At 48.3% G+C, this 25,727-nt stretch carries 22 protein-coding genes; 21 read left to right on the plus strand and 1 reads right to left on the minus strand.

Features of this window, described 5'->3' with window-relative positions; genetic code table 11:
• Positions 1–262 precede the first annotated feature (262 nt).
• The 19 genes from J2Z28_RS25585 (at position 263) to spoVM (ending at position 21,947) form a co-directional block, all read left to right on the plus strand.
• A complete protein-coding gene (locus J2Z28_RS25585) occupies positions 263–3,121 on the plus strand; it encodes a calcium-translocating P-type ATPase, SERCA-type (RefSeq protein WP_211084829.1) in 2,859 nt (952 codons plus the stop codon).
• 182 nt (positions 3,122–3,303) lie between these two features.
• Positions 3,304–4,137 (plus strand): diaminopimelate epimerase, encoded by an 834-nt coding sequence (dapF, locus tag J2Z28_RS25590; protein WP_211084837.1) that lies wholly within the window; start codon positions 3,304–3,306, stop codon positions 4,135–4,137.
• A gap of 214 nt (positions 4,138–4,351) precedes the next feature.
• Positions 4,352–6,241 (plus strand): bifunctional homocysteine S-methyltransferase/methylenetetrahydrofolate reductase, encoded by a 1,890-nt coding sequence (locus tag J2Z28_RS25595; protein WP_211084839.1) that lies wholly within the window; start codon positions 4,352–4,354, stop codon positions 6,239–6,241.
• Between the two features lie 19 nt (positions 6,242–6,260).
• Entirely contained in the window at positions 6,261–7,160 is a 900-nt protein-coding gene (locus J2Z28_RS25600; protein WP_076211386.1) for a YicC/YloC family endoribonuclease, read from the plus strand.
• A gap of 51 nt (positions 7,161–7,211) precedes the next feature.
• A complete protein-coding gene (remA, locus tag J2Z28_RS25605; protein WP_006209218.1) occupies positions 7,212–7,472 on the plus strand; it encodes an extracellular matrix/biofilm regulator RemA in 261 nt (86 codons plus the stop codon).
• Positions 7,473–7,485: 13 nt separating this feature from the next.
• The gene (gene gmk / locus J2Z28_RS25610; RefSeq protein ID WP_024631121.1) at positions 7,486–8,058 is read left to right on the plus strand and encodes a guanylate kinase; all 573 of its coding nucleotides are present in this window, start codon (positions 7,486–7,488) and stop codon (positions 8,056–8,058) included.
• A 157-nt stretch (positions 8,059–8,215) separates the two neighbouring features.
• Positions 8,216–8,428, plus strand: coding sequence for a DNA-directed RNA polymerase subunit omega (rpoZ, locus tag J2Z28_RS25615; RefSeq protein ID WP_036614619.1), 213 nt, complete (start codon positions 8,216–8,218; stop codon positions 8,426–8,428).
• A 260-nt stretch (positions 8,429–8,688) separates the two neighbouring features.
• On the plus strand, positions 8,689–9,924 hold the full coding sequence (coaBC, locus tag J2Z28_RS25620) for a bifunctional phosphopantothenoylcysteine decarboxylase/phosphopantothenate--cysteine ligase CoaBC (protein WP_211084841.1): 1,236 nt from the start codon (positions 8,689–8,691) through the stop codon (positions 9,922–9,924).
• A 3-nt stretch (positions 9,925–9,927) separates the two neighbouring features.
• Positions 9,928–12,477, plus strand: coding sequence for a primosomal protein N' (gene priA / locus J2Z28_RS25625; RefSeq protein ID WP_211084842.1), 2,550 nt, complete (start codon positions 9,928–9,930; stop codon positions 12,475–12,477).
• Between the two features lie 116 nt (positions 12,478–12,593).
• Positions 12,594–13,082: a peptide deformylase gene (gene def / locus J2Z28_RS25630; RefSeq protein WP_211084844.1), complete on the plus strand. Its 489-nt coding sequence runs from the start codon at positions 12,594–12,596 to the stop codon at positions 13,080–13,082.
• Positions 13,083–13,094: 12 nt separating this feature from the next.
• Entirely contained in the window at positions 13,095–14,048 is a 954-nt protein-coding gene (fmt, locus tag J2Z28_RS25635; RefSeq protein ID WP_211084845.1) for a methionyl-tRNA formyltransferase, read from the plus strand.
• Entirely contained in the window at positions 14,045–15,523 is a 1,479-nt protein-coding gene (rsmB, locus tag J2Z28_RS25640) for a 16S rRNA (cytosine(967)-C(5))-methyltransferase RsmB (protein ID WP_211084847.1), read from the plus strand. The genes fmt and rsmB overlap by 4 nt, the downstream gene beginning before the upstream one ends.
• Positions 15,524–15,775: 252 nt before the next feature.
• Entirely contained in the window at positions 15,776–16,816 is a 1,041-nt protein-coding gene (rlmN, locus tag J2Z28_RS25645) for a dual-specificity RNA methyltransferase RlmN (protein WP_017687452.1), read from the plus strand.
• A gap of 7 nt (positions 16,817–16,823) precedes the next feature.
• A complete protein-coding gene (locus J2Z28_RS25650; RefSeq protein ID WP_017687453.1) occupies positions 16,824–17,600 on the plus strand; it encodes a Stp1/IreP family PP2C-type Ser/Thr phosphatase in 777 nt (258 codons plus the stop codon).
• Positions 17,597–19,813, plus strand: a complete 2,217-nt coding sequence (gene pknB / locus J2Z28_RS25655; protein ID WP_211084849.1) for a Stk1 family PASTA domain-containing Ser/Thr kinase — start codon at positions 17,597–17,599, stop codon at positions 19,811–19,813. Before J2Z28_RS25650 ends, pknB begins: the two co-directional genes overlap by 4 nt.
• A 61-nt stretch (positions 19,814–19,874) precedes the next feature.
• A complete protein-coding gene (rsgA, locus tag J2Z28_RS25660) occupies positions 19,875–20,783 on the plus strand; it encodes a ribosome small subunit-dependent GTPase A (RefSeq protein WP_211084851.1) in 909 nt (302 codons plus the stop codon).
• Between the two features lies 1 nt (position 20,784).
• The gene (rpe, locus tag J2Z28_RS25665) at positions 20,785–21,444 is read left to right on the plus strand and encodes a ribulose-phosphate 3-epimerase (protein WP_017687456.1); all 660 of its coding nucleotides are present in this window, start codon (positions 20,785–20,787) and stop codon (positions 21,442–21,444) included.
• 3 nt (positions 21,445–21,447) lie between these two features.
• On the plus strand, positions 21,448–21,699 hold the full coding sequence (locus J2Z28_RS25670) for a hypothetical protein (protein WP_047843680.1): 252 nt from the start codon (positions 21,448–21,450) through the stop codon (positions 21,697–21,699).
• Positions 21,700–21,866: 167 nt separating this feature from the next.
• Positions 21,867–21,947: a stage V sporulation protein SpoVM gene (spoVM, locus tag J2Z28_RS25675; RefSeq protein ID WP_017687458.1), complete on the plus strand. Its 81-nt coding sequence runs from the start codon at positions 21,867–21,869 to the stop codon at positions 21,945–21,947.
• Between the two features lie 194 nt (positions 21,948–22,141).
• Here the strand turns inward: spoVM and rpmB are convergent, their stop codons facing one another.
• On the minus strand, positions 22,142–22,330 hold the full coding sequence (gene rpmB, locus J2Z28_RS25680) for a 50S ribosomal protein L28 (protein WP_017687459.1): 189 nt from the start codon (positions 22,328–22,330) through the stop codon (positions 22,142–22,144).
• 637 nt (positions 22,331–22,967) lie between these two features.
• Here rpmB and J2Z28_RS25685 point away from each other — a divergent pair.
• The gene (locus J2Z28_RS25685; RefSeq protein WP_211084853.1) at positions 22,968–24,779 is read left to right on the plus strand and encodes a DAK2 domain-containing protein; all 1,812 of its coding nucleotides are present in this window, start codon (positions 22,968–22,970) and stop codon (positions 24,777–24,779) included.
• Positions 24,780–24,855: 76 nt separating this feature from the next.
• The gene (locus tag J2Z28_RS25690) at positions 24,856–25,719 is read left to right on the plus strand and encodes a DegV family protein (RefSeq protein WP_211084861.1); all 864 of its coding nucleotides are present in this window, start codon (positions 24,856–24,858) and stop codon (positions 25,717–25,719) included.
• The last annotated feature ends 8 nt before the right edge of the window (positions 25,720–25,727 follow it).

A 25,727-nucleotide genomic window follows, 5' to 3' on the forward strand; every position in this document is an offset into this window, starting at 1 on the left:
CAAGGACTGGCTGCAGATTCTTCGTTGCTTGCCTGTTGAACGCTGGAATCGGTACTGCGCAGAACATCGCAGACTTTTATTTTAGCCTATTCTGTCCATCAGGGAAAGGATTCACCTTCCGGGTGCTAATCACAGACCTGTCCGAATACATATAGAGCAGGTAGTTTGTCCGGCATAGTGTACAGCCTGTCGACCAGCACGCCGGTGAAACATGTGAGCTTATTTTGCAGATGAAATACAGACTGGGAGGGAAACTTGAAGCATGGAACATACCAAGTGGCATCAACTTAGTGATGAAGAGCTTCGTAACACTCTTGGCGTCAGCCCGCAGGAAGGATTGACGGATGAAGCTGTAGCAGAGAAGAGGAAAGTGGTCGGTTCGAATGAACTGAGCGAGGGGAAACGCATTTCTCCAATTACATTGCTCTTGAATCAGTTTAAGGATTTTATGGTGCTGGTGTTGATGGGAGCAACGTTGGTATCCGGATTACTGGGTGAGTATCTGGATGCGGTAACGATTGTGGCTATTATCGTACTGAATGCGATTCTGGGGTTTGTACAGGAATTTCGGGCTGAACGATCTCTTCGTGCATTGAAACAGTTGTCTGCACCTCTTGCCAAAGTGCTTCGTTCAGGCCAGGAAGTACACCTTGCCGCCAAACAACTTGTCCCCGGGGATATTATCATGGTGGAGAGTGGGGACCGCATACCCGCTGATGTGCGCTGGCTGCAAACGAACAGTCTGGATGTCGAGGAGTCCGCACTTACCGGGGAATCGGTTCCTGTAAGCAAACATCGCCTTCCTATTGCGGACGAGGACGTTCCGCTGGGTGATCAGAAGAATATTGGTTTTATGGGTACCATGGTCACTCGTGGTACAGCCAAAGGTGTGGTTATCCGTACGGGGATGGAGACGGAGATGGGCAAAATCGCCGATCTGATCCAGAATACGGAGGAGCAAGAGACACCGTTACAGCACAGGCTGGAACAACTGGGCAAAATTCTGATTTTTGTCGCATTGGGATTAACCGTTATGGTTGTTGTCGCAGGGATATTGCACGGACAACCAGCCGTTGGCATGTTTCTGGCAGGGGTCAGCCTCGCGGTGGCTGCCATACCGGAGGGTCTGCCGGCCATTGTAACCATTGCACTCGCACTAGGCGTGCAGCGTATGATCAAACGTAAAGCCATTGTACGCAAACTGCCTTCTGTCGAGACCCTTGGTTGTGCATCCGTAATCTGTTCGGATAAGACTGGCACGCTCACCCAGAACAAGATGACGGTAACGGATGTGTGGCTGGAGGGGCGTAACATCAAGGTTACCGGGGATGGTTATGCACCTGAAGGGCAGATGTTGGAGAACGGTCGAATGGTGGAATTGAAGAGTGACCAGTCGCTACGCAGAATGCTTCAGATTAGCGCGCTTTGCAACAATGCCAGTATTGTGGAGAGTGTTGCAAGCGAGGTGGGGAGCAAGAAAAAGGGCAAGGATACCAAAAAGGAAAGCAAGAAAAACACGAAAAAGGATGGTTTCAAAGAAGAAACCGTTCAACGAGATAATGTATTCTGGGAGCTGAAAGGTGATCCGACGGAAGGGGCACTCGTCACGCTGGCCTCCAAAATGGGGCTTACTCCGACCGGACTCAAAGAGTTGTATGCCCGCCAGCAGGAATTCCCGTTTGATTCGGAGCGAAAACGCATGTCGGTTCTGGTTCATCATCAGGGGGGCCGCATGATTTATACCAAAGGTGCACCGGATGTGTTGATTGGACACTGCAGTTATATTTTGTGGGAAGGCAAGGTCGTGCCGTTCACTGGAACGCTGCGGCAGAAAGTGATGGCAGCCAACGAGAGCATGGCCGGAGCGGCACTGCGTGTCCTTGGAATGGCCTACCGTGAAGTGCGGCCGGAAGAAAAAGTGGCTGACGAACACGCCGCCGAAAGTCAGCTTGTATTCGTCGGGCTTGCAGGTATGATTGATCCACCGCGTCGTGAAGTGCGTGATGCGATTGCCACATGCCGCAAGGCGGGCATTCGTACCGTCATGATCACAGGTGATCATGGAACAACGGCAGAAGCCATTGCTTCTCAACTCGGGATTCTTCCACGTGGAGGTGCCTCGTTAAGTGGTCAGCAGCTGGCAGGCATGACGGACGACCAACTGGATAAACAGGTAGAGGGCATCTACGTGTTCTCAAGGGTAAGTCCTGAACATAAGCTTCGCATCGTAAAATCGTTGCAGCGCAAAGGGCATGTCGTCGCCATGACGGGCGATGGAGTAAATGATGCTCCTGCGATCAAGGCGGCTGATATCGGCATAGCGATGGGCATCACAGGCACAGATGTCACGAAGGAAGCTTCGGCGCTCATTCTGAGTGATGATAACTTCTCAACCATTGTGGCTGCGATTGAAGAAGGCCGTAATATTTATGAGAACATTCGCAAGTTTATCCGTTATTTGCTGGCATCGAACGTGGGCGAGATTCTAACAATGTTCTTTGCGATGATGATGGGGTTGCCACTGCCACTGGTACCTATACAGATTCTGTGGGTTAACCTCGTGACGGATGGTTTGCCTGCAATGGCGCTCGGGGTAGATCAGCCGGAAAAAGATTTGATGGAACACAAACCCCGTGGAGCCAAGGAAAATATTTTCGCGCGGAGACTGGGTTGGAAAATCGTCAGTCGGGGTGTATTAATTGGATTATGTACACTCGGAGCATTCTGGCTTACCCTTCAGGCTGCACCGGATAACCCGGGTCAACTGATCAAGGCACAGTCTGTGGCTTTTGCTACACTCGTATTGGCGCAGCTTATTCACGTCTTTGACTGCCGCAGTTCGCGGTCGATCTTCCACCGGAATCCACTACAGAACAAATATCTGGTTTTTGCCGTGATTTCATCGGTTGTACTGATGCTGGTTGTGATGTACGTTGAACCGTTGCAGCCGATCTTTAAAACCGTGCCACTTGGTTTGCGTGAATGGGCGCTCTCTATCGTTGCTGCAGGCATTCCAACGTTCCTTATGGGCGCAGGCAGCGTCTGGGGTGGTCGTCGTAACCGCCGCCGTATGGGTGGTACTGGCCGCTTCGTACCGAAAAGTACAAAGTTTTCGGCATAAAATCAATACCTTTTCCTTACCTATTTCGGTATGCTATCCTCAAAATGATTCAAAGCGGAAGCTTTGGCATTTTGCAGGATAGCTTTTTTGTGTAAATGCTGAATATGAATTTCTATGGTAATCCTGTAGAAGAGCAAGAATATAGCTTTGGCAGTAGACTGCCAAAAGGAGTGGGCAAGATTATGGAATTTACGAAAATGCATGGACTTGGTAACGATTTTATCGTTGTATTTGGTGAAAAGGAGCTTCCGGCAGATGCGGCAGAGTTGGCTGTGAAATGGTGCAACCGTTTCTTTGGCATCGGTGCGGACGGCCTGGTTTATATACTGCCTTCGGAGAAGGCGGACTATCAGATGCGTATCATGAATTCGGACGGTTCGGAAGCAGAGCAGTGCGGTAATGCCATTCGCTGTGTGTCCAAATATGTATACGATCATGGTCACGTGAACCAGGAGCAGATCACCATTGAAACGATTGGTGCAGGGGTACAACCTGTGAGTCTCAACATTCGTGATGGTAAAGTAGAGACGGTTCGTGTGGATATGGGCGAACCAATCCTGAATGGCCTTCAAGTGCCTACAACGGTGGATGCCAACCCAGTGGTTGATCACTACATTGAAGCAAATGGACATGCGTTCAAATTCACTGCCGTATCCATGGGTAACCCGCATGCGGTTATCTATGTAGATGACGCTGTAAATTTTGACCTCACAACTTGGGGACCCCTTCTTGAAGTGCATCCGATGTTTCCAAAAAAAATCAATGTGGAATTTGCCACAGTTCGTGACCGTGGATATGTGGACATGCGTGTATGGGAACGCGGAGCGGGTCCAACACTTGCTTGTGGAACCGGAGCTTGTGCGACACTGGTATCCTCTGTCCTGAATGGACATACAGATCGTACAGCAGTCATCAGCCTCAAGGGTGGGGATCTCCACATTGAGTGGAACGAAGCTGACAATCATGTGTACATGACTGGACCTGCTGAAGTTGTTTTTAAAGGAATCACTTCATAAGAAGTGGAAGGTTTAACCAAAGAGGCCTGCGGGCCTCTTTTTTTGTCAAAAAGGACAGGTCGTGTCTCCTGTACAGAGACATATTGGGGGCTGTATGGCAAGAACGTCCATATGAGCTGGATACTCATCAAAAACCTGTGTTTTTCTTCGTTTTATAGCGTTTTTTGTGTTACATTAGTATGTAAATGATCACAGCTAGGCGGGGGGAAATGGGATGAAGGCGGATTTGCGCAAAGTTATGCAGGAACGGGTTCTCGTTGGAGATGGGGCCATGGGAACATTTCTGTACCAAATGGGGTTCCCGGTGGGGATTTCATATGAAGAATTAAACTTGATTTCACCTGAAGTAGTGGCGGATGTACATCGCCGTTATCGGGATGCAGGTACAGAAATATTTGAAACAAATACGTATTCTGCCAATTACGACAAGTTGTCCAAGTTCGGTCTGGAGTCCAAGGTGGAGGACGTGAACCGTGCCGGTGTACGCATTGCCAAAGAGGTAGCTGGAGATACCGGTTATGTGCTTGGTGCAGTTGGTTCCATTCGAGGTGGCAAGCGGACAAACGTGTCAACGAGTGAACTGAAACGCTTTTATCAACAACAGATCTCTGCACTGCTAGATGAAGGCGTGGATGGCATTTTGCTTGAGACCTTCTATGATATCGAGGAAATGGATATTGCTCTTTTGCAAGCGCGCAAGCTAAGTGATCTGCCTGTGATTGGACAGTTCGCGGTAGAGGATGTAGGACACACACTGGACGGATATACGATGCCTGAAGCCTTCCGGATTATGCGGGAGCAGGGTGCGGATGTAATTGGTTTTAACTGTCGCTCAGGTCCTAACGGGATTATGCGTGCCATGGAAACCGTCTCGGGACGAATTGGTATTCCAATGTCCGTCTACCCGAACGCGGGTGCCGCAGATTATGTAGATGGTCAGTTCCGTTATGGTGCGACTCCGGAGTACTTTGGTCAGACGGCAGTGCAATTTGCTGAACTGGGAGCTCGTATTATCGGCGGTTGCTGTGGTACGACACCTGATCATATTACCGCTATGAAAGAGGCGCTTGCTGACTATGTGCCTTCGCCTATTCTGGAGCCTGATCCGTCAGAATCCAAACCGCGTATTGTGTTGCATGAAAATGTGGATGAGCGTTCCGGACGTGGCGGACAGCCTACGATCGTTGATCTGGTCAAGCATCGTCACACCGTTATCGTTGAACTTGACCCGCCACGTGACTTGGACATTGCCAAGTTCATGAAAGGTGCCGAGACACTGAAAGCAGCCGGAGCCGATGCCCTGACACTGGCCGATAATTCACTCGCGGTTACACGCATGAGCAACATGGCGCTGGGTCACCTCGTTCAGGATCGCACGGGCCTTCGTCCACTGGTGCATATTGCCTGCCGTGACCGGAATCTGATTGGAACACAGTCCCACATGATGGGATTTGATGCTTTGAGTATTAATCATGTACTGGCTGTAACAGGAGATCCTGCAAGGTTTGGTGATCTGCCTGGCTCGAGCTCGGTATACGATCTGACTTCTTTTGAAATCATACGCATGATCAAACAGTTGAACGATGGAGTGGCTTTCTCAGGTAAACCGCTGAAGCAAAAAGCTGGTTTTGTCATCGGAGCAGCATTTAATCCTAATGTGAAATATTTGGAGAAAGCTGTACAACGTCTGGAGAAGAAAATTGCCTCTGGCGCTGATTACATCATGACACAACCGATCTATGATCCTGAGTTGATTGTAGCAATGCACGAAGCGACCAAACATCTGGATGTGCCCATTTTTGTAGGTGTAATGCCGCTAGCGAGTGGACGGAATGCAGAGTATCTGCACAACGAGGTTCCCGGAATCCAGCTTTCGGATGAAGTGCGTTCCCGTATGGCAGGTCTGGAAGGCGAAGAAGGCCGTGCGATGGGAGTAAAAATTGCCAAAGAACTGCTGGACGTAGCAACAGCGCATTTCAAAGGCATCTATCTTATGACACCGTTTATGTTCTACGGCATGACGGCCGAACTGACTCAATACGTATGGGAGAAGTCAGAGCATCAATGTCCTACTTGTTTCAACCCTAATAATCAATTACAATAGTAAAACGGATGTGATGCCGATGTCATTCAGTATGACCGGATACGGTCAATCCGCCTTTCATTTTGGCGGCTATAAGGTACAATTAGAGATCAAATCTGTTAATCATCGTTATTGCGAAGTGATGATGCGTCTGCCAAGAGAGTGGACGTATTATGAAGACGGTTTGAGGAAGATCGTACAGAGTCGTTTGAAACGTGGGCGGATTGATGTTTATGTAATGAAAGAAAAAGAGGAAGACCAGGCTCTTCCCGCTGTTCTGAATGAACAGACGGTCAGGGCCTATCTGCAGGCTGCAGAGCAACTGGAGACCCAATATGGAATGCAGGGCAAACCAAGTATTGTGGATATGCTTGGGCTGCCGGACGTCATGGTTCATTCGGATGGGACAAGTTCCATTCCCGAAGAGCAGAAGGACGAATGGGAGCGAGTTCTGCAAGAAGGATTGAAAGAGGCTCTGTCCAGCCTTGAACAGATGCGCGCTCGCGAGGGTCTTCATCTGGCCAGTGATCTGGAACGGCGGATTACCCGTCTGGAGTCACTGCATACCGAGATGCTTGATCTTGCACCGACTGTGGTAAGTGATTACCGCAACAAGCTAAGACAAAGGCTTACGGAAATGCAGGAAGAAGGCTCTTTCCCTTTTGATGAGCATAAATTGGGTATGGAAATTGCAATGTTTGCCGATCGTTCTAACATAGAAGAGGAGCTTACGCGTCTACAGAGTCACTTTGGACAGAGCAGGGAACTGCTGAAGAGTGATGAGCCCGTAGGTCGTAAGTTGGACTTTCTAATTCAAGAGATGAATCGGGAAGTCAATACGATTGGATCAAAAGCCAACCATTTGGCTCTGGTGAATCGTGTTGTCGAGATGAAGGCGGAACTGGAGAAAATTCGTGAGCAAGCTGCGAATATCGAATGAACGGCCACATTTCGGCAAAAGAGTCGCATGTATAGGGGGAAGAACCTGATTATGGCAATCAAACTCATTAACATTGGATTCGGTAACATCGTATCGGCGAACCGGATTATATCCATCGTGAGTCCGGAATCGGCGCCGATCAAGAGAATTATACAAGAGGCAAGAGATCGTCACATGCTGATTGATGCAACTTACGGAAGACGTACTCGTGCCGTAATTATTACGGATAGCGATCATGTCATTTTGTCTGCAGTTCAGCCTGAGACGGTCGCCCATCGTCTTTCTTCGAAAGATGATGATAACGACGAATAAAATGGAGTGTAATATGTCTAAGGGATTACTGGTAGTGTTGTCCGGCCCATCTGGGGTCGGGAAGGGTACTGTATGCAGCGCTTTGCGCAAACGGGTGCCGGAATTGATCTATTCCGTATCGGCGACAACCCGTCAGCCTCGTCTGGGTGAAGAACATGGTGTGAACTATTTCTTCAGAAGTCATGAAGAGTTCTTGAACATGATTGCTGAAGATCAATTGTTGGAACATGCGGAGTATGTTGGTAATTATTACGGAACACCGCGTGATTTTGTGGAGAAAACGATTAACGAAGGCCGCGACATCATTCTGGAGATTGAGGTTCAAGGCGCGTTAAAAGTGAAAGAGAAATTCCCGGAAGGGATCTTTGTTTTCCTGCTTCCTCCTTCATTGGACGAGCTGAAAGATCGCATTCAGGGCCGTGGTACCGAAAGCCAAGCGACCATTGATCACCGGATGTCCGTGGCGGTTGATGAGATCAGTCTGCTGGAGCAGTATGATTACGCTGTTGTTAATGATGAAATTGATTTGGCGTGCAAGAGAATAGAAAGCATCATAATCGCCGAACATTGTAAGATCAATAAATAATCCCTTTTGCCGCTGCAGAGTTGCGATATAAGTGGGGCAGTTGTCATATCATATACTGAGCACTCCTTCTCGGAATGCCCGGGTGTGAAGACATGCCACATCAGTTCTGTCAGGCGGCAACTTGTGATTATACTAATGCGAAGAGGTGTTTGTTAATATGCTGTATCCTTCTATTGATGAAATGATGAACAAAGTCGACAGCAAGTATTCCCTTGTTGTTGCTGCTTCCCGCCGGGCTAGACAGCTACGTGAAGGTGAAAAAACGGATTTAAGAGGTGCGAGATCCCATAAACAAGTTGGCGTTGCACTGGAAGAAATCTATGGAGACCTGCTCGTTGTCATCAAAGGACAGGACGAAGAAGAAGAGTAAGCCGCCTGCGGCTGCTCTTCAACTGCATACGGCGCAAGCCGGATTAATTGACAACCGCGAGGTTGTTATTTTTTTACGAATCAATCAATTTCATAACTCATTAAATTATCGTTTTTGTAACTAAATATAGACAAATTGAATCGTTTTGATCTATATCTAGCCTTGATTGAAGCAACTAAAGGTATTATGATATTGATTCCAATAAGCATATTTTAACGGAATCTTCTTTAGACGTCGTATAAATATCGGGGGAAATAAACATGTTGAACGGTAAAAAAATCGTGCTTGGTGTGACTGGCGGCATAGCCGCTTACAAAGCGGCAACATTATGCAGCAGACTGGTGCAAAAGGGAGCGGATGTTCATGTGATCATGACAGCTTCCGCTACACAGTTTATTACCGAATTGACGCTGCAAACGTTGACCCGAAACACCGTATATACCGATACATTTGATGAGCGTGAGCCAGCAGTCGTATCTCATATTCATCTGGCCGATCTGGCTGATCTTGTTCTGGTTGCTCCGGCTACAGCCAATGTAATTGCCAAGATGGCGCATGGCATGGCAGATGATATGCTCTCAACAACTCTTCTTGCCACGACAGCCCCTGTCATGATTGCTCCAGCGATGAATGTACATATGTATGATCATCCAGCTGTAAAGCATAATATGAACCTGCTTGTTGAACGGGGCGCCATGATGATTGAACCGGGTGAAGGTCTGCTTGCGTGTGGATATGTGGGCAAGGGACGTCTGGAAGAACCGGAGAGCATTGTGGATGTGGTGGAACGTTTCTTTGAACAGCGCGAGTCTGCAGGCATTAGTCGGCAGGGACAAGCTCCATTGTTACAAGGCAAGAAGGTTGTTGTTACGGCTGGAGGTACGATTGAGCGCATTGATCCAGTACGATATATTACGAACGATTCATCTGGCAAAATGGGATTTGCCATAGCCGCAGCTGCGCGTGATCTGGGGGCAGATGTGAAATTGGTTATGGGCAATACCCAAGCCAAGCCACCGGAGAACGTTGAGTTGATCCCTGTACAGTCTGCCCAGGACATGTATGAAGCTGTCACACGCGAGTGGGACGATGCAGATATCGTGGTTAAGGCGGCGGCAGTTGCCGATTATCGTCCAAAGGAAGTTTACACCGAGAAGATCAAGAAGAAAGGCGACACGCTGTCGCTCGAACTGGTTAAAAATATAGATATTCTTGAAACGCTGGGCAAACAGAAAACCCATCAGTTTTTGATTGGTTTTGCTGCGGAGACTCAGTCGGTTGAGATGTATGCACGTGAGAAATTGGAACGGAAAAACTGTGATCTGATCGTAGCCAATGATGTAACCCGCACGGGTGCAGGATTTGGAACAGACACCAACGCGGTACATATCTATGACCGGGAAGGTTTGGTGGAGGAGCTTCCAGTGATAGCCAAGGACGATGTGGCTCATCGGTTGCTCCGGATTGCGGCGGAGCGCATTGCCGGGAGGAATTAGGATATGGAGATTGCCAAGGTCATAGTCGATGTTCCCGTGAAGGCAACAGACCGGCCGTTTGATTACCTGGTACCTGAATCGATGAGGGAATGGATCGAGATTGGCAGCCGGGTGGGTGTACCTTTTGGTCATCGGACGGTGCAGGGATTCGTGATTGATCTTGTGCCGCGTACCGGAGAGGAAACATTCAAGCTTAAGCAGATTCAGGAGTTACTGGACATTGTTCCCCCGTTGTCAAAGGATTTGGTTGAGTTGGCCGAATGGATGAGTGGACGTTATGCCAGTAACCGGATTTTGTCATTGCAGGTCATGGTGCCGACGGCATTGAAAGGGAAAGCAGAGCGATACATCTCGCTGGGAGATGCACTTGATGGACAGATGGCGGGTGCACAACCGGATGATGAGGTGTTATTTGTTTGGGGAGAAGAGTCTACGACTGAGAAAGTACAGCAGGATATCATCCGTTTTGTCAAAAGTCGGGGTCAGGTACCGCTGCAACAACTGAGTCGAAAATATCCCAATCATGCTGCACTAATTAAGAAATTATTGCTTGGTGGCGTGCTGCTGGAAAGTCAGGCCATCAAGGACAAGTTGAATAAAAAAACGATGAAGTCCGTTGATCTGGCTGTAGATATTGCTGCTGCTCAGGAAGCACTTGCTTCATTCCCGGCGAAAGCACAGCGGCAGAAGGAGATTCTGGCTTTTTTGCTGGAAATGAAAGAACTGCTGCCCATGCCGATGAAAGAAGTGTTATCTACACTACAGGTATCGGCCGCGACGATTAAGGGGCTTGAGGAAAAGGGACTGATCGTCACCGAGGACGTTGAGGTCTTTCGTGACCCTTACCAGGGCAGGACGTTCAAAGCGACTGAACCGCTGGTTCTGACCGATGAGCAAAAACTTGTCTACGACAATATCAATGGCCGATTGCAGGAACAACGTCATGGGGTATTTTTGTTACATGGTGTTACGGGAAGTGGCAAGACGGAAGTCTATCTTCAAACCATTCAACAATGCATCGAACAAGATCGCCAGGCTATCGTACTGGTGCCCGAGATTGCACTCACACCACAGATGGTAGAGCGTTTTAAAGGGCGATTTGGGGACCAAGTTGCTGTTATGCACAGTCGTCTGTCTGGCGGTGAACGTTATGATGAATGGCGCAAGATTCGTGAGGGTCAGGTGAAGGTTGCGATTGGGGCGCGTTCAGCCGTATTTGCTCCATTCAGTCGGCTTGGGTTGATCATTATGGATGAAGAACACGAGACTTCCTACAAACAGGAGGAAACTCCGAAATATCATGCTCGTGATGTTGCGGTAAAAAGAGCACAGCAGCATCAGGCGGTGGTTGTTCTGGGTTCAGCGACACCTTCGCTGGAAAGTTATTACGCGGCACGCTCGCAGAGTAATGATGATTTTGCACCACTGTTGCTGGAGATGCCAACACGGGCACTGGGTAACAAACTGCCTGAAGTGCGGATCGTAGATATGCGTGAAGAGTTGAAGGATGGCAACCGTTCCATGTTCAGCAGGGCTTTGCACAAAGGGCTGGAGGAGCGCTTGGAACGTGGTGAACAGACGGTACTTCTGCTGAATCGCCGTGGATATTCGACCTTTGTGATGTGCCGAAGTTGTGGATATGTGGCAGGTTGTCCCGAATGCGATATTTCATTGACGTACCATCAGCGCTCGAATAATCTCCGTTGTCATTACTGCGGGTATGCGGAAGCGGCTCCGGAAGTGTGTCCGGACTGTGGAAGTGAGCATATTCGATACTTCGGTACAGGTACACAGCGAGTCGAGGAAGAGCTTGCCAAGCTCTTTCCGGGTATTCGGGTCATTCGGATGGATGTGGATACAACAACGGAAAAAGGGGCGCACGAGAAGCTGCTGAAACAGTTTCGTGAGAAAAAGGCGGATGTATTGCTGGGCACCCAGATGGTTGCGAAGGGACTTGATTTCCCGGATGTAACCCTGGTTGGCGTGATAACAGCGGATTCAGCGTTGAATTTACCTGATTTCCGTGCTGCGGAAAAAACGTTTCAGTTATTAACACAGGTAGCTGGCCGAGCTGGTCGGCACCAATTGCCTGGTGAGGTGTTTGTTCAGTCCTATACGCCGGAGCACTACTCCATTGGCCATGCGAGTCAGCATGACTATGTATCGTTTGTACGTGAGGAACTATTGCACCGCCGCAATTTGCAATATCCGCCTTACTGTCGCCTGATTCTGGTGACCTTTTCGCATGAGCAACTTCCAGTATTGATTCGTCTTGCCGAGAACTATACGCGAATACTGAAAGAGAAGGCTAATGCGGCCGGATGGCTCGGCAGTCTGGATCGATTCAGCAATGATGCCTTTGATGTACTAGGGCCGGTAGCGTCTCCGATTCCTCGGATCAAGAATAGATACAGATTCCAATGTATGATAAAATGGCGGGGGGATGTAGACGCCATAGGACTCGCTCTGGCTACGGCCCGGCGCATGGACGATGATGTTCAGGCGCAAAAATTGCTTATTAGTCTGGATGTAGACCCGCAAATGTTAATGTAAGCATTTTGCAGCAATGCGGATGTAAACAAGCGGTATAAACATAGATTAAAATGAATACCCCAAAAATACAGATATCGTCCTGAAATTATGATGAGGATTAGGAAGGTGCTTACAACATGTCGATTCGCATTATCGTGCAAGAACCAGATGAGGTGCTCCACAAGAGAGCCAAAGAAGTAACCAAAATTACACCGAATGTACAAAAATTGCTGGATGATATGGCTGATACCATGTACGATGCGGAAGGTGTAGGTCTTGCTGCGCCGCAGGTTGGTATTTTGAAACGTCTGATTGTTATCGACGCAGGTGATGAGCAAGGGCTGATCAAGATGATTAACCCGGAGATCATTGCAAGTGAGGGAGAACAATTTGGACCTGAAGGTTGTCTGAGTATCCCTGGAATTAATGGTGATGTTCGCCGTTTCGAGACCGTTACGGTTAAAGGTCTGGATCGTGAAGGCAAAGAGCTGACTATTACGGGTAGTGGCTTGCTGTCCCGTGCATTCCAGCATGAGATTGATCATCTGGATGGTGTACTCTTTACGGATGTCGCCGAGAAAGTGTACGAAATTGCAGCCGATCAAACGGGACCGCGTCGTAATTAAGGAGTGATCGATTTGAATATTGTTTTTATGGGAACACCTGAATTTGCAGTTCCTTCTCTCGATATGCTGATGGCAGAGGGGTACAATGTGGTGGGTGTGGTGACTCAACCTGATAAACCACAGGGACGCAAAAAAATACTTACGCCAACACCGGTTAAGGCCGCGGCAGAACGCCACGGTCTGCCGGTGTTTCAACCTGTTAAATTGCGTGATCCGGAAGCGGTAGCCCGCTTGGCTGAATGGAAGCCGGATCTGATCGTGACCGCGGCCTTTGGACAGATTCTGCCCAAAGCTGTGCTGGATATGCCTGTTCGCGGCTGTGTGAACGTGCATGGCTCTCTTTTACCGAAATATCGGGGAGGAGCCCCGATTCAACGTTCCATTATTAACGGAGAATCCGTGACAGGAGTCACATTGATGTATATGGCTGAAGGCCTGGACACCGGGGATATGATCTCGCGTGTGGAACTGCCAATTACGGATGAAGATACATCAGGATCGATGTTTGATAAATTAAGTGAGGCTGGTTCCAAACTGCTTCAGGCAGAAATGCCACGATTGATTGCAGGCGAGACAATGGCGGTCCCTCAGGATGATGCCGAGGCTTCATATGCTCGCAATCTGACTCGGGATGACGAGAAAATGGACTGGAGTCGTACTTCACGCCAACTGTTCAATCAGATTCGTGGTCTTGTGCCGTTCTCCGGTGCATTTACGATGTGGGATGATCAGGTCTTCAAAGTCTGGGCAACGGCTAACCCCGATCAGGTGGATCTGGCAACTTCTTCGGATGCTGGACAAGCAGAGCCGGGAACGGTGCTGCAATTGAACAAGGCAGGGATTGAAGTCCGCACAGGCAATGGGTCTCTCTGGTTGACTGAAGTGCAGCCAGCAGGTAAAAAGGTGATGCAGGCCGCTGACTTTGCTCGCGGTGGTACACTGAAACCTGGAACGGTGCTGCGATGAGCGGTAACATACCAGGTCGTTCGTCAGGAAAAGGCCAGAAAGCTAATGGAAATTCATCCGGACGTGAAGGAAACCGTCGTCCGAATTCGGGTAAATCGGGTGGTGCATCGCGCTCCCAGCAACCCAAAACATCTGCTCGTACATTGGCAGTCAAGGTTCTGAGTGCTGTTGAGCAAGATGGAGCATACAGTAATCTGGAGTTGAACCGTCGTCTGAAAGAGGCGGATCTAAGCCCCGCAGATGCTGGACTAGCTACCGAATTGGTGTATGGAACAATCGCCAGATTGAATACACTTGATTATTTTCTGGAACGTTACGTCGCCAAAGGAGTATCCAAACTGCAGCCATGGGTTCGTAGCCTGCTGCGAATTAGCGTATATCAGATGATATACCTGGATCGTATTCCGGAGCATGCCGTGGTGAGCGAAGCGGTTAATCTGGCGAAGAAACTGGGCCATCAGGGAATCTCGGGCATGGTGAATGGTGTACTTCGCAATATGATCCGTAATCGGGAGGAACTTCGTATTCCAGAACATCTGCCCGTTGCCGAACGTATTTCACTGGAGCATTCCCACCCATTATGGATGGTTGAACGCTGGATTGCCCAGTACGGCGAGGAGACGGCAGAAGCGATCTGTCGTGCGAATAATGAGCCGCCAGCGGTGAGTGTCCGGGTCAACACAACAATGACCACACGGGAGAAACTGATGCATGAGATGACCAGTACAGGTGCAGTCGTTGAAGCTTCTCGCCTGAGTTCCGATGGAATTCTTGTACGTAGTGGCGGAAACATGGCTCTAACGTCCTGGTATCGGGACGGCCTGTTCTCTGTACAGGACGAAAGTTCCATGCTTGTCGCTGAAGCAGTTGCGCCAGAAGTAGACCAACTTGTATTGGATTGCTGCGCAGCTCCAGGTGGTAAAACAGCTCACATGGCTGAGAAAATGCAGGATCGCGGTCGTATTGTCGCGAATGATGTACATGCTCACAAGCGCCAGCTGATCCTGGATCAGGCGGAGCGTCTCGGTCTGACTTGTATCGATGCTGTAACTGGAGATGCGCTAGACCTGAATGAACGGTACCCGGAAGCGTCGTTTGACCGCATTTTGCTGGATGCACCATGTTCAGGTCTGGGTGTTATTCGCCGCAAGCCTGATGTGAAATGGACCAAAACCGTAAAAGATATCGAAGATATCGCAGGCTTGCAACGTGAATTGCTTGATCAGGTTGCGCCGTTGTTAAAACCAGGTGGTATTCTGGTGTATAGCACGTGTACGATTGAGCCTGCTGAGAATGAGGATATGGTTGCAGGCTTCTTGAATCGACATCCGGAATATAGTCCAGCAGAAGCATCCGTCTGGTCTGAATCGGAGACAGTGAACTTGAAGGTTGTGAACGGTGGTATTCAGATTTTGCCACAATACGCTCACAGCGACGGATTTTTCATCGCACGGTTGACAAAAACAGCGGAATAACAGTTTAATAGAGCACGGAAGCATGACCGCCGAGGGGAACTTCGGCGGATTTCTTTGTGATGGGACTTCGATATAATTGTCAGAGAATGTGATGACAGGGTGCGATGGCGGCATTGAGATGTTATAATGCATGAAGTACAGATATCAAGGGTATACATGGATGTAACGTGGTCTTTGTGATAGAATAGGACGAATGGAACGAAAAGAAGGAAGCCAACGAAAAGAAAAGAAGGAATAGGTGTTGACAACAAAATGAAACCTTTTATATATGATTATTCTCTGGAACAACTGCAGCAATGGGCTGTGGAGAATGGGGAGCCGGCGTTTCGCGGTGGCCAAATCTTTGACTGGATTTATGTAAAACGCGTGAATGATTTCAGTGAAATGACCAATCTGTCCAAGCCATTGCGTGAAAAGCTGACAGAGCAATTTGAATTTGTAACGCTTAAGGAAATCACCAAGTTTGAATCCAAAGATGGAACGGTTAAATTCCTCTTTGGTCTTCATGATGATCATGCCATTGAGACAGTAATCATGAAGCATAACTACGGGAACAGCATCTGTGTAACCACACAGGTTGGTTGTCGTATTGGTTGTACGTTCTGTGCATCCACATTGGGTGGACTCAAGCGTAACCTTACGGCTGGTGAGATTGTTGCCCAGGTTGTGCAGGCTCAGAAAATTTTGGATGAACGCAACGAGCGTGTCAGCAGCATTGTAATCATGGGTTCGGGTGAACCTTTCGAAAACTATGAAGCTACGATGACTTTCCTGCGCATTATGATTCATGAAAAAGGGCTGAACATCGGTCAGCGTCACATCACAGTATCCACGAGTGGAATCGTTCCGAACATCTACAAGTTTGCAGATGAAGATACACAGATTAACCTCGCCATTTCGATTCATGCACCAAATGATGCACTGCGTTCGAAATTGATGCCGGTTAACCGTCGTTTTCCTTTTGAAGATGTGATGGAGTCCCTTCGTTATTATCTGGCCAAAACAGGTCGGAGAATTACGTTCGAGTATGCACTTATTGGTGGGGTAAACGATCAGCCAGAGCATGCAGCAGAACTGGCAAGTGTGCTTAAGAACATGTTGTGCCACGTGAATCTGATCCCGGTTAACCATGTACCTGAACGCAAATACGTAAGAACATCGAGAAGCGACATTTTCAATTTTCAGAAGATTCTCTCGGAACAGGGTGTTAATGTAACCATTCGTCGTGAACAGGGACATGATATTGCTGCCGCTTGCGGTCAGCTTCGTGCAAAGCATATGGAGTTGAGGTGAGAACGTTTTGATCAAAACAGTTCATGTGAGCCATATCGGACGAGTGCGTTCGGTGAATGAAGATTCAGCCTGGATTCGTAATCTCGATACAGGATATATTCTGGGTATTGTTGCCGATGGCATGGGTGGACATCTTGCAGGGGATACGGCAAGCCGCTTGGCAGTAGAGACGTTGGTGAAAGATCTGGGAACACTGGAACCAGGTCTGTCACATGCGTCTCTGTCTGCGGCTCTCAGCGATGCTATTTTGCATGCCAACGAAGTTATCTTCCGCACGGCATCAACAGATGACAAGTATCACAACATGGGAACAACGGTGGTTGCGGCTTTATTGAACGATACGGAAGGTGTTATTGGACACATCGGTGATAGCAGAGCCTACAAAATTGCGAACAAAGCTGTGATCCAGCTAACCGAGGACCATACACTGGTGAATGAATTGTTCAAAAATGGTCAGATTAGCAAAGAGGATGTGTCCCATCATCCACGTCGCAACGTACTAACTCGTGCGCTTGGAACAGATGCCGAGGTGAAGGTAGATCTGGATACCGTCAAGCTGGAGGAAGGCGAAGTTCTTCTCCTGTGCAGTGATGGTCTCAGTAACCTGGTCAGCAATGAGCAGATTATTCAGGTTGCCGGCAATCTGGAACTGGCATTGGAAGATCGTGCAGACCGACTGCTTCAGTTGGCTTTACTTGCTGGGGGAGACGACAACATCACGCTTGCTTTGTTCGAGTTGCAGAGGGAAGGTTCCGTGGATACGGAAACGGGGTGTGAGTCATGATTGGGCACCAGCTAGGCGGACGCTATGAAGTGATTGAGCGTGTCGGCGGTGGCGGCATGGCTCTTGTGTACAAAGCCCAGGATCTTCTGTTGAACCGGAATGTAGCGATCAAAGTCCTTAGACAACAGTTTGTGCATGACGAAGAGTTTATTCGCCGTTTCCGCAGGGAAGCACAGTCGGCAGCATCGCTGTCTCATCCGAATGTAGTTAGCATTTATGACGTGGGGCAGGAAGATGACGTTCATTATATTGTCATGGAGTACGTGGAAGGCAAAAACCTGAATGAAATTATCAAAGAACGTGCCCCTCTGCAGGTGGACGAATCGGTGCGAATCGCTTCCCAGATTGCAGATGCTCTTGATCATGCACATCATAATCAAATCATTCATCGGGATATCAAACCCCACAATATATTAATTGGCCGGAATGGCCGCGTGAAAGTAACGGATTTCGGGATTGCCCGTGCGGTTACATCTACAACGATTACGCAGACCGGTTCCGTAGTTGGTTCTGTACATTACTTCTCACCGGAGCATGCCAAAGGCATCGTTACTGGTGAAAAATCGGACTTATATTCTCTTGGGATCGTACTTTACCAAATGCTTACCGGGCAACTTCCGTTTCTGGGTGAAAGTCCAATCAGTGTGGCATTGAAGCATTTGCAGGAAGAGTTCGATGAACCACGCAAATTCAATCCATTGATTCCGCAAAGTGTGGAAAATGTCATTTTAAAATCCATGCGTAAAAATCCGCAGGAACGTTATCAGTCGGCTAAAGAAATGCAGACCGATCTGGAAACTTGCCTGATGCCAGAGAGACGTAATGAAACGAAGATTGATTTTCCGGATGAGGATGATATAGACCAGACTCGCGTAATGCCAGCGATCAAGCCTGAACCGCGTGGAGTTACATCGACGGGTGCGGTGCCAGTGATGGAGTCTAACGAAGAAACTGGCAAGGGTAAGGCAAAAGCCAAGAGCTGGAAGAAGCCAGCACTACTCATCTCATTAACCGTTCTTATTCTAATCGCCATGGTGGGCGTTGTATGGTATGTCAAGGGTATGCTGGTTGTACCTGAAGTAACCGTGCCTAACGTGATCACCCAGACAGAAGAAAAAGCTCGGGAAATGCTTGAGGAGAAAGGACTCGTCGTCAGTGATGAGGTCATCCGTCTGTACCAGGAAGGTGTCGAACCCGGTATCGTCTATGAACAGAGCAGAAAAGAAGGCGATGTTGTCAAAGAAGGCTCCGAAGTGCAGATCAGTGTTGGTGCAGAAAAAGAACTGGTGAAGATGATTGATGTCAAACAAGTAACTTATGATGAGGCTGTCAAGAAGTTGACTGCGCTTGGCATTAAGGAAGATCAGATTCAGCGGAAAGATGACTTCTCCAATGATGTGGCCTCAGGTATTGTTATTTCCCAGACACCGGGTGTGAATGAGGAATTCGATCCTGTGACAGTTCAGATTGAGTTAACCGTAAGCAAAGGCACTGAAACGGTCAAAATGCCTGATCTGAAAAATCATACCCGCAGTGAAGCTGAAGAAAAACTGAAATCTGCTGGACTTGTGCTTGCTCAGGTGCAGGAAGAACAAAGTTATACGGTAGAAAAGGGCAAAGTGACGCAGCAATGGCCTGTGGAAGCGGGCGCAGATGTGAGTCCTGGCGATAAAATTACGATCTTTATCAGCACAGGGTATCCGCCTGAAGCGCTGCAATATCCTTTTGATATCAATGTATCACCCAAAGAAGAGGGCAAAAACAGTAAAATCCGTATCACATATGAAGACGCACGTGGCAAGAATCAGGAATGGGGAACTCGCACTGTAAATTCAACCCAAATGTTGACCATTCCGCTTGTGCTCGCTCCAAATGAAAATGGGGCTGTGTCCGTATATCGTGATGGACAATTCCTGGATACGTATCTTGTCTCCTACAGTGAAGCCAAAAACGGAACAGTAAACGTACCTTCCATTGACCCGGAACAAAGCACTGAGACACCGCCAGAAAATGAGCCTGATCCAGGTGAAGGTAGTGTTGATGAGGGAAGTGGAAGTGTTGATCCCAATCAGGAAGGTGAACCTGAGTCCACACCGGCAGACGGTGAGGGTGACAACGTAGATGAGGACACTTCTGCCATGAATAATGGTAAGGGGCACGGCAAGGAAAAAGAGAAGAAAAAGGAAGTCATTAACGCATCAAGCCGTCCATAAGGGCGGCTTATGCTGGCGTCTGGAGTAAATGTACCACCATCTAAAGGAGGGCGTCGGAGCTATGCCAGAAGGTATCATCGTTAAAGCGCTAAGCGGTTACTATTATGTCATGCCAGTGGAAGACAACGGGGTTCCTTCGGTTGAAGGTTCCGCCGTTCAATGTCGAGCCAGAGGTATCTTCAGAAAGCGGGGAACATCACCGCTTGTAGGTGACCGCGTCAGCTACATGTTGACTGAGAACGGAGAAGGAACGGTTGATGAAATTCGGAAGCGTGAGACGGAACTTATCCGTCCTCCTGTAGCCAATGTAAGTCTGGCTGTTCTCGTGTTTTCTGTGAAGGAACCGGATATGAACCTGAACCTGTTGGACAAGTTCCTTGTTCATATCGAGCAAGCGGGGCTGGATGCACTCATTGTGTTGACCAAACTGGATTTGGCTGATCCAGCCAAAGACACTGTTGCTGAAGTGAAAGCATTGTATGAGCAGGTTGGTTATGAAGTGATCTCCACAAGTTCACGTACCGGTGAAGGCAGTGAATTGCTCAGAGACCGACTGGCTGGTAAGATCAGCGTATTCTCCGGACAATCCGGTGTAGGCAAGTCTTCGATGTTAAATGCATTGATGCCGGGCCTGACGCTGGAGACAAATGCGATCAGCATGCGTCTAGGACGAGGGAAACACACCACCAGGCACGTGGAGCTTATTCCGTTGGATAATGGTGGATTTGTTGCAGATACGCCAGGATTCAGCCAACTGGACTTTCTGGAGATCGGTGTGGAGGAACTCTCCACTTGTTTCCGCGAATTCGCCCAGTTTGCAGATCAGTGCAAATTCCGAGGTTGTACCCATACACATGAACCAGGCTGTCGTGTGCTTGCGGCCAAGGAGGAAGGTCTGATCTCCCAAAGCCGATATCAGCACTATGTGCTGTTCCTGAACGAAATGAAAGATAAGAAGCGGAGGTATTAACATGATTAAAATTGCCCCATCGATATTATCAGCTGATTTTGCCCGCCTTGGTGCGGAAGTTGCAGAAGCCCAAGCTGCAGGAGGAGACTGGATTCATGTTGACGTTATGGACGGTCATTTCGTCCCTAATATTACGCTTGGACCTGCGATTGTGAAGGCAATCGCTCCACATACAAGCCTGCCGCTCGATGTGCATTTGATGATTGAGAATCCGGAGCGTTATGTTGAGGAATTTGCCAAAGCAGGTGCAGCGGTAATTACCGTTCATGCTGAGGCTTGTGTGCATTTGCACCGCGTTATTCATCTAATTAAGGAGCAAGGAGTGAAGGCAGGAGTTGCCCTTAATCCAGGAACGCCAGCGTCTGCCATTCTCGAAGTTCTGGATGATGTGGACATGGTTCTTGTTATGACGGTCAATCCTGGATTTGGCGGACAGGCTTTCATCTCGGGTACCATGAACAAAATCAAGCAGATTCGTACTTGGTTGAACGAAAAGGGACGCCATGATGTACATATCGAAGTAGATGGCGGAATTGCTGCCGATACAGCCCCTCTTGTGGTGGAAGCTGGAGCAGATGTGCTCGTTGCTGGGAGTGCCGTATTTGGACGTGAGGATCGTGCTGCCGCGATTACTGAAATTCGCCGTAGCTACGGAGGCTGATCTATGACCCTCAAGGAGACACTGTGGACGATGGCTGCGAGTCTCGTGACGGGACTTGTGCTTGCTTTGTTTGCGGTTATTCAATCCCCGTTTAATGCTATTACGTCATTAATCGGGGTAGGCGTTGTTATTATGTATTTCCGCAAATTTGATCGTACCGGACATCGGGTTACTTTTGTCATTTTCGGCATACTGTATTATTTACTGAGTGTTTTCATGATCGCTGCCTATCAATATATTCCTGCCCAAACGTAAATGACCTGATCTTCGGGCTTGTCATTGTGGAATAGGGATCGAAGGTTCCGCATAAATATGGTTACATGAGCAGGTTTCTCATGTAGCCTTTTTTGTCGTGTTTGAGGTAAAGAAGGCCTGAAGCATAGGATACGGCGGACGCATGAGCATGATGGGGAGGGTGAATTATGAAATTTTACACATTCAAACTGCCGAAGTTTTTGGGAGGGTTTGTAAAGGCGATTCTTAATACGTTTCAAAAGCACTGATCCGATTGATAAGGTAACAGGGAATACCGCCGCTTTGGCTCAGGCTTATCTGGAATTCGTACCTGCGAAGCGCCATGCGGCGGCCATTCACATGTTAATGAGCGTATTCAAGAATCCTTTTTTTGAATACCAAAAAAGCACCTGCAAGGAACAAGGTGCTTTTTGCTTACCCGATTTATAGTAGCTTTGCGTGATTATACGCGAGTCACTTTACCGGCTTTCAGTGCACGGGTGCTTACGTATACACGTTTTGGTTTGCCGTCAACGAGAATGCGGACCTTCTGAACGTTTACGCCCCAAGTACGACGGTTACGGTTGTTAGCGTGGGATACGTGGTTACCGGTGCCCGGTTTCTTACCTGTCACATAACATTTGCGAGACATAGATTACACCTCCTATCCTAAAATAACCAGTTGCCTTCAGAAACGAAAAGTCATTCCATAAGGACTAAATTGTTCTTCCTGATCATAAAGATCAGGTTTCAGTAGCTAATGGCGTTGTTTAAGCTGGCATGAACCGGATCATTTCCATTACTTAACCTGCATAAAACAATACTTGAATATAATATCATAATTAAAAAAGCTTCGTCAACTGATCCAAAAACTTTATTTATTTCTCCTGTCTAATATAGTACAATGTTGAGTAGTCCATAATACAGTGGTGAACAGGCTGTTGCCGCGAGGAAGTCGGAGAATAAACCGTACTTAGAGGTCGGTGGTCTGCTTTTTGGCAACGCTGTGAGCTGCGGCATTCCATCATTGGCACCAGTCTCCATGCGGCATTCATGCCGGCTCTTGATACCGGTGCATATCCGTATGCCCCGAAGTTAGGGGTGCAGAGAGTGCAGGATATTGGTAGCCCGGCCGCCCAGACCGTTAATCCGGCTGACATGTTGTATTGTATGCCTGTGCCGGACAAGGTATGGACGAAGAATAACGCAGTCCGCGTTAGCGCATGAACAGACCAGACACATCTTGGTGCAAGGTGTTCGTGTATCAAGCTAGGAAGGGGAATTCTCACTTGAGTATACGTTCTTTAAATGGAACAGATTTCACCGCAATGGTACTTGCCGGAGCGGAACAACTTGGACAGCATGCAGAGCACGTCAATTCCCTGAATGTTTTCCCTGTGCCGGATGGTGACACGGGAACGAACATGAATTTGACAATGAGTGCAGGAGTCGCAGAGATTAAAAGAAAAAGTTCTGCCTCCATCGGCGAAGCTGCCGGTATTCTATCGAAAGGCCTGCTTATGGGTGCACGGGGGAATTCAGGAGTTATTCTGTCGCAATTGTTCCGTGGTTTTAGTCGTTCAGCTGCTCCCTATGAGGAACTGAATACGCTCCAATTTGCAGCAGCCCTGCAGAACGGTGTTGACGCAGCTTACAAAGCAGTCGTAAAGCCCGTTGAAGGGACCATTCTTACCGTAGCCAAGGAAGCGGCGAAACATGCCAACTACTATGCAAGACGGACGAATGATATTACTGAATTAATGAATGAAGTTTTGTTAAAAGCAAAAGAAGCACTGGCAATGACTCCGGAATTACTGCCTGTACTGAAACAGGTTGGTGTTGTGGATTCAGGTGGTCAGGGGCTTGTATATATCTACGAGGGCTTTATGGAAGTATTGCTGCAAAGTGACGGAGGGAGTCGTACTTCGCTGAACAAAGAAGTAACCCCATCCGTGGCAGCATCTGCTTTGAAACCGGCTGCACCGACAGAAGTGGATATCAAGAAGCCTGCACAGCAGCAGGTGATTGCACCGGAGATGCCATTGTCTGCTCAGGCGAGACTGGAAACGGAAGATATTGAATTCCTGTACGATATGGAATTCTTCATTAATCGTGAGCTTGGAGAGAACGCAGGAGTGGCATTTGATGATGAAGCATTCCGGAAAGCGTTGTCAGTTAATGGAGATTCGATCATTATCATTGCCGATGATGAAGTCATCAAAGTTCATGTCCATTCCAAGACGCCAGGCGATGTATTAAACCTGGCGCTGCATTATGGTGAGATTACACAGATTCATATTCTCAATATGCGTGAACAGCATCGGGATCTCCTGACAGCAGGTATGGACATTGCTCCATCACCTGAATTGTTTGCAGAGATTCCACCTGAGGCAGCGCGCAGTATGGAAAAGGCTGTGCTTCCTGCAGATGAGATGGCACCGTATGGTTTTATTGCGGTATCCTCCGGTGACGGTATTGCAGAGATTTTCCAAAGTCTTGGCGTTGATGTTGTTCTGTCCGGTGGACAGACGATGAATCCGAGTACTGAGGATTTTGTAAAAGCCGTTCGCTCCATTGCTGCGGAGCAGGTATTTATACTCCCGAATAACTCGAATATTGTACTGGCTGCGGAGCAGGCTCGTGAATTGCTTGAAGATGAGCGCCGAATTACGGTTATTCCAAGCAAGACCATTCCACAGGGGATGGCTGCTGCCTTTGCTTTCCAGGAAGATGAGTCTGCGGAAACAAACCGTGACCAGATGCTGGAGGCCATTAGCCGGGTGCAGTCGGGTCAAGTGACTCATGCAGTTCGTGATACGCAATATGATGAACTGGATATCAAGGCGGGGCACTATATCGGTATTCATAACTCCAAAATTGTAGCGACGGATGAAACCATGCTTCAAGCATGTGAAGGTCTGCTCAAACAGATGATGGAGAGTGGAGATGAAGTGGTGACGATCCTTGAAGGGGACGAAGCTGACCCTGAGGTTACTGCTGCCCTCGCTGCATGGCTTGAAGAACAGTATCCTGATGCCGAGGTAGAGGTACATCTTGGAGGACAGCCAGTGTATTATTATTTGTTCTCCGTAGAGTCCTAATAAAGGTTGTTCAAAAAGTCTCTGGTTGACTTTTTGAACATGTACTTATAGCACTCTAGCGAAGAGGAGGAGAGTCATGAGCCACAAGGTTGCGATTGTAACAGACAGTACGGCGGATATTCCCGAAGAACTCATTCGCAAATACGGGATTCACATTGTTCCGCTGCGCCTTCTGTTCGGTGAAGAGACCTATGCAGATGGCGTTGATCTGACTTCGGAACAGTTCTACGAAAAGCTGAAGAAGGTATCTGTGTTGCCTACAACTTCACAGCCATCTCCAACCGATTTCATGAATGTGTACCAATCACTTCTTGATGAGAACCCGGAACGCCCGATTGTATCGATCCACCTGTCATCCGGCATGAGTGGTACCTATCAATCGGCCATGCTCGGCAAGTCTTTGCTGGAGCGTGAGGGTGACATCACCGTGCTGGATTCGAAGTCAGCATCTTATGGATACGGTCTAATGGTGGTACAGGCTGCTGAACTTGCCGAACAGGGCAAGTCAGCAGTCGAAATCGCTGCTGTTATTGAAGGGATGCAACAATCTCGCAAGTTGTTCTTTCTTGTAGATACTTTGGAGTATCTGCAAAAGGGCGGTCGGATTGGCAAAGCTTCAGCCATCTTGGGAACGTTGCTTAACATTAAGCCGATCCTGTCTATTGATGAAGAAGGCGTTATCTACGCAGTTGAGAAAGTCAGAGGTCATAAAAAAGCAATGGCACGCATTATTGAGCTGTTCCAGAAGGATCTTGCAGATAAACGGGTGAACCTGGCGGTAGGTCATACCGCTGACCCGGGATCAGCGATCGCTTGTGCAGAGCAGCTGCGGGGTCATTTTACACTAAACGAAGTGGTCTATACCAATATTGGAGCCGTTGTAGGCAGCCATGTTGGACCTGGTGTCATTGCGATCTTTATGTGGCCTGTTCCGGAATGAGGGATTAG

It is taken from the genome of Paenibacillus xylanexedens (assembly GCF_017874615.1).
In the GTDB taxonomy this organism is placed as follows: domain Bacteria; phylum Bacillota; class Bacilli; order Paenibacillales; family Paenibacillaceae; genus Paenibacillus; species Paenibacillus xylanexedens.

Coding starts and splice junctions, on each gene's coding strand:
- remA (WP_006209218.1), top strand. CDS start 7,212: ATGGCAATCAAACTCATTAACATTGGATTCGGTAACATCGTATCGGCG.
- spoVM (WP_017687458.1), top strand. CDS start 21,867: ATGAAATTTTACACATTCAAACTGCCGAAGTTTTTGGGAGGGTTTGTA.
- rsgA (WP_211084851.1), top strand. CDS start 19,875: ATGCCAGAAGGTATCATCGTTAAAGCGCTAAGCGGTTACTATTATGTC.
- dapF (WP_211084837.1), top strand. CDS start 3,304: ATGGAATTTACGAAAATGCATGGACTTGGTAACGATTTTATCGTTGTA.
- J2Z28_RS25585 (WP_211084829.1), top strand. CDS start 263: ATGGAACATACCAAGTGGCATCAACTTAGTGATGAAGAGCTTCGTAAC.
- J2Z28_RS25600 (WP_076211386.1), top strand. CDS start 6,261: ATGTCATTCAGTATGACCGGATACGGTCAATCCGCCTTTCATTTTGGC.
- coaBC (WP_211084841.1), top strand. CDS start 8,689: ATGTTGAACGGTAAAAAAATCGTGCTTGGTGTGACTGGCGGCATAGCC.
- rsmB (WP_211084847.1), top strand. CDS start 14,045: ATGAGCGGTAACATACCAGGTCGTTCGTCAGGAAAAGGCCAGAAAGCT.
- J2Z28_RS25595 (WP_211084839.1), top strand. CDS start 4,352: ATGAAGGCGGATTTGCGCAAAGTTATGCAGGAACGGGTTCTCGTTGGA.
- gmk (WP_024631121.1), top strand. CDS start 7,486: ATGTCTAAGGGATTACTGGTAGTGTTGTCCGGCCCATCTGGGGTCGGG.
- priA (WP_211084842.1), top strand. CDS start 9,928: ATGGAGATTGCCAAGGTCATAGTCGATGTTCCCGTGAAGGCAACAGAC.
- rpe (WP_017687456.1), top strand. CDS start 20,785: ATGATTAAAATTGCCCCATCGATATTATCAGCTGATTTTGCCCGCCTT.
- def (WP_211084844.1), top strand. CDS start 12,594: ATGTCGATTCGCATTATCGTGCAAGAACCAGATGAGGTGCTCCACAAG.
- J2Z28_RS25670 (WP_047843680.1), top strand. CDS start 21,448: ATGACCCTCAAGGAGACACTGTGGACGATGGCTGCGAGTCTCGTGACG.
- J2Z28_RS25690 (WP_211084861.1), top strand. CDS start 24,856: ATGAGCCACAAGGTTGCGATTGTAACAGACAGTACGGCGGATATTCCC.
- pknB (WP_211084849.1), top strand. CDS start 17,597: ATGATTGGGCACCAGCTAGGCGGACGCTATGAAGTGATTGAGCGTGTC.
- rlmN (WP_017687452.1), top strand. CDS start 15,776: ATGAAACCTTTTATATATGATTATTCTCTGGAACAACTGCAGCAATGG.
- rpoZ (WP_036614619.1), top strand. CDS start 8,216: ATGCTGTATCCTTCTATTGATGAAATGATGAACAAAGTCGACAGCAAG.
- rpmB (WP_017687459.1), bottom strand. CDS start 22,330: ATGTCTCGCAAATGTTATGTGACAGGTAAGAAACCGGGCACCGGTAAC.